Below are 15,622 nucleotides of genomic sequence, written 5' to 3'. Positions count from 1 at the left end.
TGTGTCGTCAGCGCCCATCAGCGACAAAAGCCGTGTTGATAATGACGCCACGCTCACCCGTTTCATCCGGTTCGTTTTCCGACATTGCCGCCGCGCAAAGGCGCACGACGTTGAACGTGCCGATGAGATTGATATTGATTGTTCGAGCGAATGTGTCCAGTCGATGCGGACGCTCTCGGCCCACAATCTTCTCCGCGGGTGCGACGCCAGCACAGTTGATGACGCCGCGAATTGAGCCGATTTCTTTCGCGGCCGAGACCAACGCAACAACACTTTCTTCCTTCGTGACGTCTGTGGCTACAAAGCGAGCGTTGGCGCCCAGGCGGGTCGCTGTCATTGAACCTGCTTCCTCTGTGATGTCGGCCAATACCACGTGTGCTCCACGCTGGACCAGCAGACCCGCGGTCGCAGCGCCCAGACCCGAGCCGCCACCAGTGATGACGATGACGCTATTGTTGATGTGCATGGGTAATTCCTTTCAGTCAGGAACGGCACAAGCCATTCGACAATTGGGTTCGGTAGGCGCTTCGGCGTTGCTGTGCCGCCTTATAGCTGTTCTCTTTCACGACCCCGAAGCCGCGAATCGCCAAAGGAAGCGTTACCAGGTCAAGCGCGGCTTTGTGATTTGCCAGAGAAAGGTGGGCGAGTGCAAGCTCGACGTCGTCTTCGAACTCTCGAATCAACGCTCGCTCCAACTTCCGGTCGCTCTGCCGGGAGAACGGGTCGAGGACGCTTCCGCGAAGCACCTTCCCGTGCTTCAAAACGCGAAGCATGGGCTTGAGCCACCATCCGCCGAGCGAAACTTTCTTGCGACGTCCAGTCCGCAAATCAACGCGCGAAATGACCGGCGGTGCCATGTGGTAAGTAAACTTGCCTTCACCTTCGAATGTCTCAGCAAGCCGTTTGCTAAAGCTGCCGTCGCTATGGAGACGGGCGACCTCGTACTCGTCCTTGTACGCCAAAACCTTGAAATAGCTGCGAGCCGCGGACGCTGTAAGGTCGCCGACATCGCCGTGCACACGGCGCTCCTCAGCACTGACGCGGTCTACGAGCTTTTTGTAGCGGCGTGCGTAAGCCGCATTCTGATACGAGGTCAAGTCGTCCATCCTGGACCGGACAAACTGGTCAAGGTCAATCTGTTCTTCGACCCAAACCGGCGCTGCCGTGAGTCGGTCAACGGCGCGGCCGTCATGTGCAATGAGTCGTCCCCACAGGAAGGCGCGCTTGTTCATCGACACCGCTGCTCCGTTCAGTTCGATTGCACAGATGATTGCGGCCTCGGACAGCGGAATCATTCCTCTCTGGAAGGCGAACCCGACCATCATCATGTTGCACGCAATCGAGTCGCCGAAGATTGTTTCCGCTGCTGCGTTGCAGTTCCAGAAAGTGGACGTGGCATCTCCAACCGCGGCCACGATAGATTTTCGGTGAGCAGACTCGCTCAGCGCCAAGTCCCCGTTTTTCACAAAATCCGACGTGGGTGTGATGTGCGTATTGACGACGGTTTGCGTCGAATTGAAAACCAGTCGTGAGAGAGCGTCTTTGCTGGAAGCAACGACCGCATCGCAACCAATGAGCACATTCGCGGTTTGTCTTTCGATTCGAGACGTTGAGATTTCGCCCCGGCTGCTCGCAATCTGAACGTGACTAAGCACAGCCCCGTTCTTTTGCGCCAATCCAGTGAAATCGAGCGTCGACGCACCTCGGCCCTCGAGATGCGCAGCCATCGAGAGGATTGCGCCGATGGTGACCACACCTGTACCTCCGATGCCGGTCACGACAATACGCGCGTGTTGTCTAATCTCGGGCGAAACAGGCAACGGATTGCCAAGTTGCTGACGAAGCTCATTCTCGACCGCTTCAATCCTCGCCTGGTCTGGCTTGCGTGGTTCAAGGCCCTCGACAGTTACGAAGCTCGGACAAAACCCCTTCACACATGACGTGTCCTTGTTGCACGTGGACTGATTGACCGCGCGCTTTCTGCCCACTTCCGTATCGAGCGGCTCGATGGCAATGCAGTTCGATTGAACCGAACAATCGCCGCAACCTTCACATACGGCGGGATTGATGACAACTCTCGCGGGAGGCGTCGGCATCGTGCCACGCTTGCGGCGGCGACGTTTCTCCGCGGCGCATGTTTGCTCGTAGACAATTACGGACACACCCTTCTTTCCGCGGAGGTCCCTTTGCAGTGAGTCAAGCTCGTCACGGTGAACAACGGCAGCATTACCCGGTACCGTAGCTGCATACTTTGACGTGTCGTCGGTCACGATGGTGACGCTCGCAACGCCCTCGGCCTGAACCTGCTCGACCACCCGACGTACCGTTAGCCCACCTTCCGTAGGCTGCCCCCCGGTCATCGCGACCGCGTCGTTGAAGAGAATTTTGTACGTGACGTTCGCTTTCGCAGCGACGGCCTGTCGGATTGCGAGACTACCCGAATGCTGATAGGTCCCGTCACCGAGGTTGATGAACATATGAGGCATTTCGGTGAAGGTCGACAGTCCGACCCACTGGATACCTTCGCCGCCCATCTGGCAAAAAGTTGCGGTAGAACCCGCATCGCCGAGCGCCATAATATGACAACCGATGCCCGCAGCCGCGTAGGAGCCGTCCGGAAGCTTGGTAGACGTATTGTGCGGACAGCCTGCACAGAAGAACGGCTTGCGGGTGAGCACGCTGGCCTCGCCGTCGGTGAGAATCGGGAAAGACTTTCTGCCAAAACTCGCCATCGGGACCGGTGCCGGAACGTCGATTGCAACGTTGGTGTACGCGAGGAATTTGCGGAGTGAGTCGGCGACCTGTCCAGGTGACAGTTCAAGCGTTGCCGGCACGAGGCTACTGTTGTCCCCGAGTTCCTTACCGAAGACATCAGGCCGCTCGCTCGACTTTACATTGAACAGCGATTCCTTAATCTGACGTTCGACAAAAGAGCGCTTTTCTTCAACGACCATCAGTGCTGACATGCCGCGCGCAAAGTTATGGACGCCCGTCGTCTCCAACGGCCACGTCATACCCACTTTGTAGAGACCGATACCGAGACGCTCCATTTCCGCAGCATCCAAACCGAGCTTAGCCAGCGCTGAGAGCACATCGCCGTGTGCCTTTCCGACCGTCACGATTCCGACCCGCGCGTCGCGGGGACGCACCAATGTCTTGTCGAACGGATTTGCGCGCGCGAACGCCAGAGCAGCAGGCAGTCGCTCCTCGATAATTCGACGCTCGAGTTCAGTCCGCTCTGAGGGCCACGGAAGTTTAGGGTCGTAGTTGAAGCCACGACCTGCGGGTACTTCTACATCGGAGGGTGTGAGAAAACCAGCATTCGCTCGGTCGCTTCGACCTACAACCATGGACCGGCCGCTTTCGACGGTCTCTGTGATTGCCTTGTACGCTACCCAGAGTCCAGAGAATCGCGACATCGCGTATCCAGCCAAGCCGAATTCCACGTATTCTTCGACGGACGCAGGAAAGATGATTGGCATCATCGCTCCTTCGAAGACGTGGTCGGTTTGATGCGGAAACATCGAAGACTGCGCAGCGTGGTCGTCTCCAGCTATTGCCAACACGCCACCGCGAGCGGACGTTCCGAGGATGTTTGCATTTCGGAAGACGTCGCCAGTTCTATCCACGCCCGGTCCCTTTCCGTACCACATCGCGAAGACACCATCCACTCGTTTGCCAGGGAAGGCGTCGATTTGCTGCGCACCCCAGACCATCGTCGCGCCAAGGTCTTCGTTGAGGCCTGGCTCGAAGCGGATGTCTGCGTCCTTGAGAAGCTTCTTCTGTCTCCACAGTTCCTGGTCGAAGCCGCCAAGAGGCGACCCCCGATAGCCAGAGACAAGACCAGCCGACTTAATGCCCAGATGCCGGTCGCTCCTCGCTTGCTCGAATAAAACCCGAACGAGGGCTTGAGTTCCGGTAAGAAAGACAGTCCCCTCCTCGCGAAGATAGCGGTCCTCCAAACGATAATCACGGTCGATAGCGCGTTCAACTTCCGGCGTTCGCATGTCCACTTTTGCGTCTCCAATATCTTCTGAGTACCGCTTGATTCTAGGTATTTGATGGCGACGAAGTGTGCTAACCTGAATTCATAATTGCGCGAGCTTTAGCAATCTTTCCCACGTTACCCATGCGTTCACAGGAAGTTGGTCAATGAAGCTGGACCGGGTCGATGTTCGCATTCTTCAGGCACTGCAGGACGATGCCCACGCGAAAGCAGCCGAGTTGGCCGAGTCGCTCGGCCTGTCTCTGTCCCCGTACTATCGGCGCATTCGTTTGCTTGAGGACAGCGGCATCATCAACAGGCATGTGACGCTGTTAGACCAGGATAAGGCGGGGTTCCCTGTCAGCGCATACGTGTCGGTCGCCGTCGACAAGAAGAGCGCTCCGTTACTCAAAAGCTTTGAGCAGGAGATAGCGAATTTTGAGGAGGTGATGGAGTGCTACCTCATGACCGGCGCGTTCGACTACATGTTGCGAGTCGTTGCTCCCGACATCGCGGGCCTTGAGCGATTCGTCATGGAGAAGCTGACCAAAATTGCTGGAGTGCGCGACATCAACACGTCAATCGCGCTGCGTCGAGTTCACTACAAGACGACGCTTCCCGTCCGCGTTCGGGATGAATAGAACAGTAGACCAGACCTTGACTCGTTGGCCTGTTCAACCGGCGCAAGCGTCGTCTCGATGTAGCGTCCCGGTGCCGTCCGGGTATCAGACAACACTCGGACGCGTGCGGCGCGGATGGCAGCGTCGAAATCAAGACTGGTCACGACGTGTTTGTGGTCCACACTCACGAGCCATCCCCGACTTGACCTGCACCATCTGATGCGACCTTGTACAAACCGCAGAACCATCGCCATAGCGACGCGTCATCGGCGTTAGCTTGTCGCGCTGCTTCACTACGAATTGCGTCTTGACTGAGCATCACCACACCGCCTGCTTCTCAGCATTCGAGTTCAGACTTGCGCAATGCAGGTCTGCAGCTCCGGCACTACCTCGAAGAGGTCGCCAACGAGCCCATAATCGGCGACACCGAAAATCGGCGCTTCAGGGTCCTTGTTAATCGCGACAATGACCTTCGAATCCTTCATCCCCGCAAGATGTTGGATTGCACCGGAGATGCCCACAGCGATATAGAGCTTGGGAGCAACAATTTTGCCAGTCTGTCCTACCTGAAAATCATTCGGAGCGTATCCAGCGTCGACGGCTGCGCGCGATGCTCCGAGCGCAGCACCAAGGGTGTCCGCGAGCGGTTCAAGTAGCTCTTTATATTTTTCTTCGCTTCCCATTCCTCGACCGCCGGACACGACAATTTCCGCACCGGTCAACTCCGGTCGGTCAAGCCTGGTGGCGGTCCGGGTGACAAATCGGGAGAGTCCTGTATCCGGGGCTGCAGCGAGGATTTCGATAGGGGCGTTGCCACCTTCGGCTTGAGCTGCGGGAAATGCCGTGGCACGAACAGTAATGACCTTCACGGAGTCCAACGCCTGAACGGTAGCGATAGCGTTGCCCGCGTAAATGGGTCGCTCAAAGGTGTCCGGGGTTACCACTCGCGTGATGTCGCTAACCTGCCCAACATCTAGTTGGACCGCCACGCGAGGCAACACGTTTTTCCCGGACGCCGTAGCGGGAGCAAGGATGTGTGAGTATCCTTTCGCAATGGTTAAGACAGTTGCCGCAACGTTCTCTGCAAGCTGGCTTTCCAGGAAAGGTGCCTCCGCAAGAAGTACCCTGGACACGCTTTGAATCAAGGCCGCTTGTTCGGCGGCAGCCCTAGCTTCGGACCCGACGATAAGAATGTGAGTTTCACCGCCAATCTTTTCGGCTGCGGAAATAGCGTTAAACGTTGCAGACCTAATGCTTACGTTGTCATGTTCTGCGATTATCAGGTTCATCAAAGTCTCCGTTGTAGTCCTCACAGCACCTTTGCTTCGTTCTTCAGCTTTTCGACCAGCGTCTTCACGTCGGGTACTCTAATCCCGGCAGGACGCGACGGAGGTTCGACGACCTTCAATGTGCGCAACCTGGGCTGTATCTCGATTCCAAGTACCTCTGGCGACAGTGTTTCCAATGGCTTCTTCTTGGCTTTCATGATATTGGGCAACGTCACATATCGCGGCTCGTTAAGACGTAAATCCGTGGTGACCACCGCTGGGAGCGTCAGTGCAAGCGTTTCAGCGCCGCCATCGACTTCGCGTGCCACCATCGCCTTACCATCCGCAATCGATATGTGCGAGGCAAAGGTCGCCTGCGGCAGATGGGCGAGCGCGGCTAGCATCTGTCCGGTTTGGTTTGAGTCGTCGTCAATGGCCTGCTTTCCCAGCAGAATCAGAGCCGGTTGCTCTTTTGCGACAACGGCGTTAAGAAGCTTTGCAACATCCAACGGTTGCAGTTCTCCATCGGATTCAATGAGTATCGCGCGGTCAGCGCCGATGGCCAACGCGGTGCGAAGCGTCTCCTGACATTGGGCGGTTCCGGCCGAAACAGCAATGACTTCGGAAGCGACTCCCGCTTCCTTAAGTCGAATGGCTGCCTCGACGGCAATCTCATCGAACGGGTTCATCGACATCTTCACGTTTGAGAGGTCGACCCCAGAGTTGTCCGGTTTAACTCGCACCTTAACGTTGTAGTCCACAACACGTTTAACTGCGACGAGAATTTTCATCATTAAGTCTCCCAGAATTGCGTGTAACCTGCTGCCGCTGCGGCGGCCGTGCGTCCTCAGAACTTGTGTCGAATACCAAGTCGGAAGGCGACTTGATGATTGCTCGCGGATGACGTCTGGCCCATGATGTTTGCAATCGCGGCGCGCCCTAACGAATCGGTCCCGCTTGCATGCTGGTAGACCAGAATCATGTAAGTGTCAGTCCTTTTAGACAGGAAGTAGTCGAGCCCGGTCGAGCCTTGCTGATAAATCGCATGGCCAAGGCCTCCGGCGCCGGAGTTTTTTGTGAACACGTAAGCAGCTCCGGCGAGGAGTGCCGGCGTGATTTGATACTTGAAGTTCGCTTCGGCGGTGTTGAAAACCGCAGCCCCCCTGTAGCCGAGCGGATTGGGTCCGGAAGTTGCGGTGTTACCAAGTCCGCGATACTGAACGTTCGAGTACACTGCCCCCAGCGTTGCCGCACCGACTTGATAGCTGGTGCCAGCGGCAATAATTTGCGCCGTGCTGGCGGAAGCGTAGCCCGCTTGAATTGTATTCACCTCCGGCGCAGTCGCACTACCGGCGGAGCCGAAGTTGTTGCTAGCTACGGTTGTCCCATTGTTGGGGTTGGTGCCGAAGAATGACAGGTTGGGATTTCGCGCGTTCAAATATGCCGCGGCGATTCCGAACGACCCGTTGGAGTAGTTGAAGCCTGCCGACCACAATTGATTGCGTCCGACGCTTCCGGGAACTCCTCCAAGGCTATAGAGGCCACCGAACGTAAGTCCATGTAAGTCCGGACTGGAGTACTTAATGGCGTTGTTAATCCGATGCGTATTCACCAGATTGTCAATGTCACCCGGGTGCGCCCCTATGTAGCCGCCCCATTGCGCAGCTGAGGAGTAAAGCTGGACAAAGCTGACGACCGAGTCGTATTGGCGCCCGAGCGTCACAGCGCCGAGCGCGTCGCTCCTCATCCCGACGTACGCCTGCCGCCCGAAGAGTGCACCGCCCTGCGCGAGCGTGCCGTTGTTAACGTTGAAGCCGCCCTCGAGATGGAAAATCGCGGTTAGCCCTGCGCCGAGGTCCTCCTCGCCTCGAAGTCCCCACCGGCTTCCGCCTAGTCCTCCCGTTGCGCCGTCCTGCAGAGAATATTGCGAGTGGCCCACCGGCCCCGTTGCGGGCCGAGCCGTCTGCGCACTACTGAGGTAATTGAAGCCTTCGTCGATAACGCCGAAAAGCGTCACCCGGCTCTGTGCGAACGCAGCTGATGCCATCAGCAACGACGCGGCTGCCGCCAACGGCATATACTTTTTCGTCTTCACCATGTCTCCAAGTCATATTTTTAGTTGTACTACTGGAGCCCGCAGCGCTGCTTTCTGTCCGTGAGCTCAAATCGTAAACGACATCTTTTCTGCTTTTTCTCCGCTGGCGCTCTAGTTCGAGTTCTTGGGCGCGATATTTCCGCTGAACCGTTTGACAAAAAGCCCAGCTACGAGCGCGATGCTGGCGCAGGTGACTGCATACATTGCCGGCGCGATGAGGGAGCCTGTCGCCTTTAGCAACTGAGTAACAATCAGCGGGGTCAAGCCGGTGAATACTGCAGTTGCCAGATTCAATGAGAGAGCCACCCCGCTGAAACGAATCTGAGTCGGAAAAAGGTCGGCAAGAAGATAGCCGAATGTACCGTTGACAAAGCCACCGACAATACCGAGCACGAGGAACATCGTAACGACGGAGATGCTGTGAGAAATCAGCCCCTCGTACAAAGGGATGCTCCCAAGAAGGATGACGACTGTGCCGACCCGGTGAATCAAGCGGGCAGGAACCGTATCGCTCAACCACGCGAAAAAGAACAACGACACAGCCATGGCCGCGATGCCTACGTTCTGCGCAATGCTGAGGCTGTCCGCGCTGTAGTGGAGCACGCGCGAAAAGTACGACGGCAGCACGACGAAAAGCAGGCTGTTGGAGCCGTTCACAATTGCAGCAACGCCAACGGCTACGGCAATTTGAGTGGGATGAGAACGCAGAAGCTGCCTGAACGGACGCTTTGCGACATGGCTTCGCATCTTCTGGAATTCCTGCGACTCCTCCAATGAAGTGCGAACCCAATACGAAGCGAAGCCAATTACACCGCCGAGGCCAAACGCGATTCGCCAACCGTATGCGTCGACTTCCGCCGCCGGGAGCACCGAATGAATGACGAGGCTGACGATTGTCGCCACCAATATGCCCGCAATGGCGCAGAAAATGACCACGCCTGTTACGAACCCGCCACGCCTCGGGACCTCTTCCACCACATAGGTGATTGCGCATGGCAATTCGCCGGCGAGGAAAAAGCCCTGCGAGAATCGAAAAATAATGAGCAGGATTGGCGCTGCCATCCCGATAGAGGCATAGCCAGGAGTCAGACCAACCGCAATCGTCGAAATCGACATTGCGAAGACCGAAACCAGAAGGACGCCTCGTCGACCGAATCGGTCACCGAGGCTGCTAAGTACAATGCCCCCAAGCGGCCTGGATGCGTATCCGACAGCGAACACACCGAACGCACTGATGAGGGAGATGAGCGGGTCGTTGCCAGGGAAGAACTGGCGCGAAATTTCCGCTGCGAAAACGCCGTAGATGATGAAATCGTACATCTCTAACGAGCCACCGAGGCTCGCCAGAATGACCGTCTTCCAACTACGCCTGCTTGGGGCTTCGCTGACCTTCGTTACTGCGGGGGCTGCTGACGTCATTGTCTTCTCCATTTCGGTCGCGTCCACGCTCTCTGGTCGGCATGGTGGCAAGTTAAGCGGTCGGGACTGCGAGGTTCACCGCATTTGCGACAGACATCCGGCTGTAGAGTCGTCCATCGCAGAAACCCGGTTAGTCGAGAATTCTTCCCGGATTGAGAATGCCCTTCGGGTCGAGCGCCTTCTTGATACGACGCATTACCTCTATTTCCTCCTCGCTGCGACAAACCGTGAGGAATGGCTTCTTGAGGCGGCCAACTCCGTGTTCCGCACTGATAGTTCCCGCCCGACCGCGAAGCGCCTCGAACACAAACGGTTCGAGTTGCTCGTATTCATGCTCGTCGAGTGGGCCGCTCAGAAGGTGCAGGTTGTTGTCGCCAAGGTGACCCAACCAGAGATGGCTGGCGTTGGGGAACTTCGCTTTGAGCTCGCTTTCGATGGATTCCAGGAAGCTCGCGGTTTGTGCCCACGGCAAGCCCACATCCATGGTGATGGCTCGCTTGATATGGGTCAGGACTTCAGGGATAGATTCGCGAATGCGCCAGAGCTTCATTGCGTGCGACAAGTTGGATGCCTGAACGCAGTCCGTGATTTCGCCTTCGTCTAGCGCCGCGCCGAGGGCATCTTGCAGTCGCTCATCCATCGATTCGCCCGGCATGCCAGCCGCCTCGATAAGAACGTACCAGACCGGTTTGCCCGCGAGCGGTCGCGGCGTGTCCGTCAGCTTGCACGCCATGTCGACATAGTCGGCCGACATGAATTCGAATGCGCAGAGTGCGTCACCGACCCGACGGCGGAGGTTGCGCAGCAAGACCGGGAGACGCTCGAACGAATCCGCCGCGACCATTGCCGTGGAGGGCGTACCCATGGGAGGGCGCAACCGCAGCGTCAAGCGAGTGATGATGCCGAGGGTTCCCTCGGAACCGACGAAAACGTTTCGCGGGTCGAGGCCCGTGCTGTTTTTGACCAGTCCCTTGAGCGACGAAACAATCGTTCCGTCAGCAAGAACGACTTCGACGCCCAGCACAGAGTCGCGCATGGTGCCGTATTTGAGCACACGAATGCCGCCTGCATTCGTGGACGCATTGCCGCCAACCTGGCAACTCCCACGCGCGCCTAGGTCGACCGCAAACATCCAGTCGCAGGCTGCTGCTGCTTCCTGGACAGACTGAAGCGTGGCGCCGGCCTGGACAAGCATGATGCCCTCGAGCTCGTCGATTTGTTCAACCTTGTTCATGCGCTCAAGATTGATAACGACGTCGCCCTCATCGGGCACACCGCCGCCGGCTACGCCCGTCAACCCGCCTTGCACAGTGACGGGTCGGCCGTCTCGATGACAAGTTTTGAGGATTTGCGAGACTTCTTCCGTGCTTGTTGGCCGATACACAATCGCAGGGCGACCGATGGTCAAACCGCTCCAGTCTCCGAGGAAGCGGTCCTGGATGTCCGCTCCTTGCAGCCCGGCACTTTCCAACGCAGGCGAAAGCGATGTTGTTTCCATGATGCTTTCCTTTTCTCAGGCGGTCACAGCACTGGTAACGGGCGTCGACGTTGACGAGCCGAATTTGTGAGCCTCGTCGACACCACCAAAACGTTCGATGAGCGCCGCCTGGTCTTCCTTCGCCATTCTGTCGACTTCGTGCGGGTCGCAGATGGCCGTCAACTCGCGGTGCATTTGCTGACGAACATCTTCGTATGCCGGGTCTTCGCCTAGGTCGCGGAGTTCTTCCGGGTCGGTTTCCAGGTCAAACAGTTCCGGACGGAATCCGATGTAGTAGTGATACTTCCAGCGCCCCTTACGGACCATGAACCCTGCGCTGTTACTTCCAGCGGCATGGTACTCACTCAGAATGACGCGGTCCTTCTGCGGCGCGCTCGATGCGAGTTCGAGAAGTGATTGACCCGGACGCTCGCCCATTTCGCCTGCCGGATCGACCGAGGCGCCCTCCAGGATTGTGGGGAATAGGTCTAGGAGGTCAACGCTCGTCTCGTTGACAGACACAGGAACGCCTGGGCCATTCACAATCATCGGTACCTTCACGCTTTCTTCGTAGAGCGTAGACTTGCCCCACACGCCGCGCGCGCCGAGATTATCGCCGTGGTCCGACGTATAGATAATCGTGGTGTCGTCTGCGAGGGACGAACCGTTAATCGCCTGGACAATTTGGCCAACGTTGTCGTCAAGCCAGGAGACCAGCCCGTAGTATGCGGAGAAGGCGCGCAGACGCTCGTCGTTGTCTGCGAACCGCTGCTCACCACCCATGAAATCGGCATACTCCTGCACCCATGGATGACGAACATAGCCGCTGTTCGGATGCAACTTCGGCTCGGGCATCGTCTCTGGCGGGTACATGTTGAAGAACTTCTCGGCGACCACGAAGGGGAAATGCGGCGCCACGAGTCCGACGTAAAGCACAAATGGCTTGTCGGACTCGTCTTCAGCAGCGTCCTTCAGCCACTGGACGGCGCGAGCGGTGACATCGCGGTCGTACTCGGTGTATGACGACTCGCCAGGACCGATTCGTTCCCCAAGCATGCGAGGACCATCGTGGCGCGGCTTGAACGGGTCGCGAATGGAGCCCCAGACCATTCCGTGACCGCCAACGACGTGCATTGGAACGTGTTCCTTGTCGAACCCAGCAGGGTCCTCCTCGGCGCGATAGTGCAGTTTCCCGATGCTTTCCACGCGAATGCCATGGTCTTGAAGGACATTTCCCCAACCTCGCTGAGCGCCGAAATACGGCATCGCGTTGTCCCAGTGCCGAATCTGATGTACGCGCAAGCCGGTCGCGAACGCGGCTCGGGCTGGCACGCAAATGGGGCTTGGCGTGTAGGCGTTCCGGAATCGGGTACCGCGACTCGCCAAGGCATCGAAATTCGGGGTTTTTACAAAAGGATGTCCCGAGCAGCCCATAATCCGCGGGTCGTGTTCGTCGGACATGATGACAACAACGTTTCGCCTAGCCATTTTTCGTCTCCACTTACGTATTCACGTTTAAGGAGAAGGTCGCTTAGGCGGCACATCAAATCCAATACTGAATTTGGCTGACTAGGTATCAGTTTTTTTGTATACCTCGCGCACGCGGCATAAAATCAATGAAATCAATCAGTTGCGTTAGACGCGGCGACGATTGCGCTTCGGCGACATAGCGAAGCAATCGGGAAAGTACCTATCTGTCTTCAGCGCGACAGTCCAAGGCATCAGACCGCTCGCCCCTCGAGTCGGCCCTTGGCAACCAAGACCCGCACTGTCTGAGCCAATTGGTCCTTCACCGCTGCAGCAGCTGGGGTAAGTGCCCTATCGCTGAGCCAGACAATTGCCTGCACCCGGGTGACAGGCAGGGCGTCGATTGCGCGCCGTGCGAGTGCGCCCGTGGCAACAGCCTCGTGACAGAGGTTGCTCGGTAAGACCGCGTACGCCAGCCCTTCTTTGACAACCCCGATAAGCATTCCGGTGCTATTCAGCTCGTATCGGATGTCCAGCGTCAATCCTGCGTTTGCGGCAACTCGCTCAATCACCTTGCGCGCATCGTACGCCCGGTCTGGAGCTGCGAGAGGCAATCCGGCGACATCGGCGAACGGAACCAATGAGGGTTTGTCGCGCATGAGTTCCGAGGCGCCGAAGAGCATGAACGGCTCTTCCAACACCGATACAGAGCTCATCCCTGGAATCTCAGCGGCGTTCGGCATGAGCGCCAGTTCGGCTACGCCGGCCTCCAATTGCATCTGAATTTCATGCGACAACGCATCGGTGACGTGCAGGTCCACAAGCGGGTATCTTTCGGCCATCGAACGGAGTAGGGGCGGAGCAACAATGGCGGCAATCGCGCCTCCAATGCATAGCCGTACTTTCCCAACGGGTGAGTCTTCCGTCTGATTCACGTCGCGCTTCAGATTATCGAAACCGGAAATCAGTTCAAGAGCGCGGGCATACAGTCGCTCACCAGCTTCTGAGAGTTCAACCCCTTTTGCATGTCGTTCGAACAAGCGCACACCGAGCTCACTCTCAAGAGCGGCGATATGCGTGCTTAGCGCGGGCTGCGCGACACCTAGGGACTGCGCTGCGTGGGTAATGCTGCGTGTACGAGCAATCTCTACGAAGTACCTAAGCTGGCGGAGCGTCATGGCAAATCACCGGCCGATTGTGGAGATTTTTGGTGAGAAAGCTGCGCATGTCGCTCCGAATGCTACCGCAACGGGCTATGCGAAAAGGAAATATGCGCAGCTGGTAAAGGCACAATCTCCGAGACCATTGGAGCAGCCCTGTTGACTCATCACCGATGATACGCATTTTCTACCGATAGTCGCCACTGTTTGGGACGGTCGCCAAGATGAGGGCTTCCCTGAAGTCGACGCTCACATACGGTAGCTCGACTCCGGGGTCGATTTAAACCGTTCTCGCAAACCATGAGAAGAACTGTAGCTCATGTCCGTCATGTCCGGAGTGAACAAACGCCGGTGCTAATGGCCAACTCCTGTCGAGGAACGGCATCTTGCCGTTATCTCCTCAACGTCACAGCTGACCGCTATTACGGTGTACTTGTGAGCTCTGAAACAGAATATTTCGGCACGGTATCCGGCGGGTTGTCGGCGTAGTTCTCTGTCGTGGGCGTATTTGTTTTATCGGAAGGCTGTGCGGTCCTGTTGAATGAGGTACGGTCAAACGTAGAGCGGTTCCGCAACAGCGTGCCGAACAACTCTGATGATGATTCGACGACTATGAAGAGCCTGCTCGATGAGGACCATAAAGTATGTTTGTGCGTCGAACAGCACGAAAATCGATGGAAGGCTCGACGAGAACACAGCCTGGTTCGAGTTCCATCAGGTTGCCCATCTTTTCGGTATGAGTCTCGAACAGGCCGCCAAGTTACTCCGGCAAGCGGGCGCGACCGGCGACATTGAGGCTGCAAAAGACGTCAGGTCGTCCGACCGCTGCCAATGCCTGTTGAGTCATCGGGCAGTTGTCGCGGTCGGATACCAGGCCAACTATGGTCGAGCAACAGCCTTCCGTCACTGGTGCGCATCGCGACGGTCAACAATACAGCGCCAGTGGTAAGAATTTTCCACATGCTTTCTCCTGCCTGTGACGACCTCATGCGGAGGTCTGCAACACGCGGGAGCGTACATCGCTGCGCGGTCCACGCCAGCAATACCGCTGACGTATTATTTCTGCCGTCAGCGCTGCCTCAGGCTATGCAGCCGTCGCCGACTGACATGCCTGCGACGCTCTCTTCGAAATCAATGAATCGGCATTGACCGGTCGAGGGTCTCCGCATGGCATACCAACACTGTAGCCCGCGTGCACACGAATTCCCGACAGCGCGCATTCACCATCCGATGGCGCTCCGTCAGCTTCCAGCGCTGCTCTGTATAGCAGCAGCGGCCGGACTCACGCCACGTGACCACAATTGAGCCTGTGTCCGGCCGCTCCATTACCCGCACTGCGGGAGGGCATTCTGGCTCCGCCGCTGGACCACGCGTTCATCGGCTGCGCTGCACGGCACAACAGCGACCTCTGCCTGCCCCTCTGGCGCCGAGCTTCTGACCGCGTCGCTTTCGACGGCCTTGCGACGGCTCGCTCTTCGCTTCTCTAGCATGGTGCCGCGGCAGTCGGGCGCTGCGCAGTGACACCTGAAGCGCTCCCTGAGTTCGACGGTATAGCGGCCTTCGACGGTTAGCGCGTAGTCGATGGTCAGCTCTTGACCGGGCTCGATATCGCGCAACGCGCGGATAAACACCCGCCCGTCCATGACTTCGGCTTCGCAGTTAGGCGTGCACGCGTGGTTAAGCCATCGTGCGTTATTGCCGCCTTCGCCGCCATCGATGACGGTGCCATCGCCCACGTCGAAATAAAAGGTATGGTCCGAACCCGAGGTGTCGGTGGCGCAGCGGCGCAGCACTTCGCGCCAGGTGATACGCGCACCCTTGTATTCGCAGATGAGTTCGGCCGCGGCGATGACGCGGTTGGCGAACAGCCCGCGTCCATGCACCGGGGAACGCCGTGTGACGAAACGGGGGCGGGGATTTCGGACAGTCTGGGTCACGTCGTCAGTGCCATGCGGAAGTGATTGGGTTTTCTCGTGCGGTGTCCGATGGTGGCGAAGCCATTAGCACTACAGCCGTAGTTATTTTTTCCTATAGTAAGTTAGTACTACTACTTGGTATAGGACTATGAAAGAGATCGCGAAAGCGTGGGAACATGAAATCGATCTGTTGCATGAAAGACTGGCTGACCTGT

General features: G+C 57.4%; 11 protein-coding genes. 1 reads left to right on the top strand and 10 read right to left on the bottom strand.

Annotated features, from left to right (window positions below; translation table 11 throughout):
• Positions 1 to 7 precede the first annotated feature (7 nt).
• Positions 8 to 466, bottom strand: a complete 459-nt coding sequence (locus tag C0Z16_RS31065; protein ID WP_244201421.1) for an SDR family NAD(P)-dependent oxidoreductase — start codon at positions 464 to 466, stop codon at positions 8 to 10.
• Positions 467 to 482: 16 nt separating this feature from the next.
• Positions 483 to 4,007, bottom strand: a complete 3,525-nt coding sequence (locus C0Z16_RS31060) for an indolepyruvate ferredoxin oxidoreductase family protein (protein WP_102635870.1) — start codon at positions 4,005 to 4,007, stop codon at positions 483 to 485.
• Positions 4,008 to 4,152: 145 nt separating this feature from the next.
• Here C0Z16_RS31060 and C0Z16_RS31055 point away from each other — a divergent pair, with 145 nt between their 5' ends.
• The gene (locus tag C0Z16_RS31055; RefSeq protein ID WP_020071113.1) at positions 4,153 to 4,626 is read left to right on the top strand and encodes an Lrp/AsnC family transcriptional regulator; all 474 of its coding nucleotides are present in this window, start codon (positions 4,153 to 4,155) and stop codon (positions 4,624 to 4,626) included.
• A gap of 329 nt (positions 4,627 to 4,955) precedes the next feature.
• On the opposite strand, the gene C0Z16_RS31045 is transcribed toward C0Z16_RS31055, so the two are convergent.
• The 8 genes from C0Z16_RS31045 to C0Z16_RS31005 form a co-directional block, all read right to left on the bottom strand.
• Entirely contained in the window at positions 4,956 to 5,897 is a 942-nt protein-coding gene (locus tag C0Z16_RS31045; protein WP_102635910.1) for an electron transfer flavoprotein subunit alpha/FixB family protein, read from the bottom strand.
• 17 nt (positions 5,898 to 5,914) lie between these two features.
• Positions 5,915 to 6,664, bottom strand: a complete 750-nt coding sequence (locus C0Z16_RS31040; RefSeq protein ID WP_102635909.1) for an electron transfer flavoprotein subunit beta/FixA family protein — start codon at positions 6,662 to 6,664, stop codon at positions 5,915 to 5,917.
• A gap of 56 nt (positions 6,665 to 6,720) precedes the next feature.
• Positions 6,721 to 7,971 (bottom strand): porin, encoded by a 1,251-nt coding sequence (locus C0Z16_RS31035; protein ID WP_244201420.1) that lies wholly within the window; start codon positions 7,969 to 7,971, stop codon positions 6,721 to 6,723.
• A 108-nt stretch (positions 7,972 to 8,079) separates the two neighbouring features.
• Entirely contained in the window at positions 8,080 to 9,387 is a 1,308-nt protein-coding gene (locus C0Z16_RS31030) for an MFS transporter (RefSeq protein ID WP_102635869.1), read from the bottom strand.
• A gap of 130 nt (positions 9,388 to 9,517) precedes the next feature.
• On the bottom strand, positions 9,518 to 10,885 hold the full coding sequence (locus C0Z16_RS31025; RefSeq protein ID WP_102635868.1) for an FAD-binding oxidoreductase: 1,368 nt from the start codon (positions 10,883 to 10,885) through the stop codon (positions 9,518 to 9,520).
• A 15-nt stretch (positions 10,886 to 10,900) separates the two neighbouring features.
• Positions 10,901 to 12,352 (bottom strand): sulfatase-like hydrolase/transferase, encoded by a 1,452-nt coding sequence (locus C0Z16_RS31020; RefSeq protein ID WP_102635867.1) that lies wholly within the window; start codon positions 12,350 to 12,352, stop codon positions 10,901 to 10,903.
• Positions 12,353 to 12,585: 233 nt separating this feature from the next.
• Positions 12,586 to 13,509 (bottom strand): LysR family transcriptional regulator, encoded by a 924-nt coding sequence (locus tag C0Z16_RS31015; RefSeq protein ID WP_102635866.1) that lies wholly within the window; start codon positions 13,507 to 13,509, stop codon positions 12,586 to 12,588.
• A gap of 1,307 nt (positions 13,510 to 14,816) precedes the next feature.
• Positions 14,817 to 15,428: an SET domain-containing protein gene (locus C0Z16_RS31005; RefSeq protein WP_102635864.1), complete on the bottom strand. Its 612-nt coding sequence runs from the start codon at positions 15,426 to 15,428 to the stop codon at positions 14,817 to 14,819.
• Positions 15,429 to 15,622 lie beyond the last annotated feature (194 nt).

The organism is Paraburkholderia rhynchosiae (assembly GCF_002879865.1).
Lineage (GTDB): Bacteria > Pseudomonadota > Gammaproteobacteria > Burkholderiales > Burkholderiaceae > Paraburkholderia > Paraburkholderia rhynchosiae.
This window is presented reverse-complemented; position numbering and strand designations above follow the sequence as displayed.

Bases quoted from the DNA above. Each gene is read 5' to 3' on its own strand.
- C0Z16_RS31065 (WP_244201421.1), bottom strand. From the start codon at position 466: ATGCACATCAACAATAGCGTCATCGTCATCACTGGTGGCGGCTCGGGT.
- C0Z16_RS31060 (WP_102635870.1), bottom strand. From the start codon at position 4,007: ATGCGAACGCCGGAAGTTGAACGCGCTATCGACCGTGATTATCGTTTG.
- C0Z16_RS31055 (WP_020071113.1), top strand. From the start codon at position 4,153: ATGAAGCTGGACCGGGTCGATGTTCGCATTCTTCAGGCACTGCAGGAC.
- C0Z16_RS31040 (WP_102635909.1), bottom strand. From the start codon at position 6,664: ATGAAAATTCTCGTCGCAGTTAAACGTGTTGTGGACTACAACGTTAAG.
- C0Z16_RS31035 (WP_244201420.1), bottom strand. From the start codon at position 7,971: ATGGTGAAGACGAAAAAGTATATGCCGTTGGCGGCAGCCGCGTCGTTG.
- C0Z16_RS31030 (WP_102635869.1), bottom strand. From the start codon at position 9,387: ATGACGTCAGCAGCCCCCGCAGTAACGAAGGTCAGCGAAGCCCCAAGC.
- C0Z16_RS31025 (WP_102635868.1), bottom strand. From the start codon at position 10,885: ATGGAAACAACATCGCTTTCGCCTGCGTTGGAAAGTGCCGGGCTGCAA.
- C0Z16_RS31020 (WP_102635867.1), bottom strand. From the start codon at position 12,352: ATGGCTAGGCGAAACGTTGTTGTCATCATGTCCGACGAACACGACCCG.
- C0Z16_RS31015 (WP_102635866.1), bottom strand. From the start codon at position 13,509: ATGACGCTCCGCCAGCTTAGGTACTTCGTAGAGATTGCTCGTACACGC.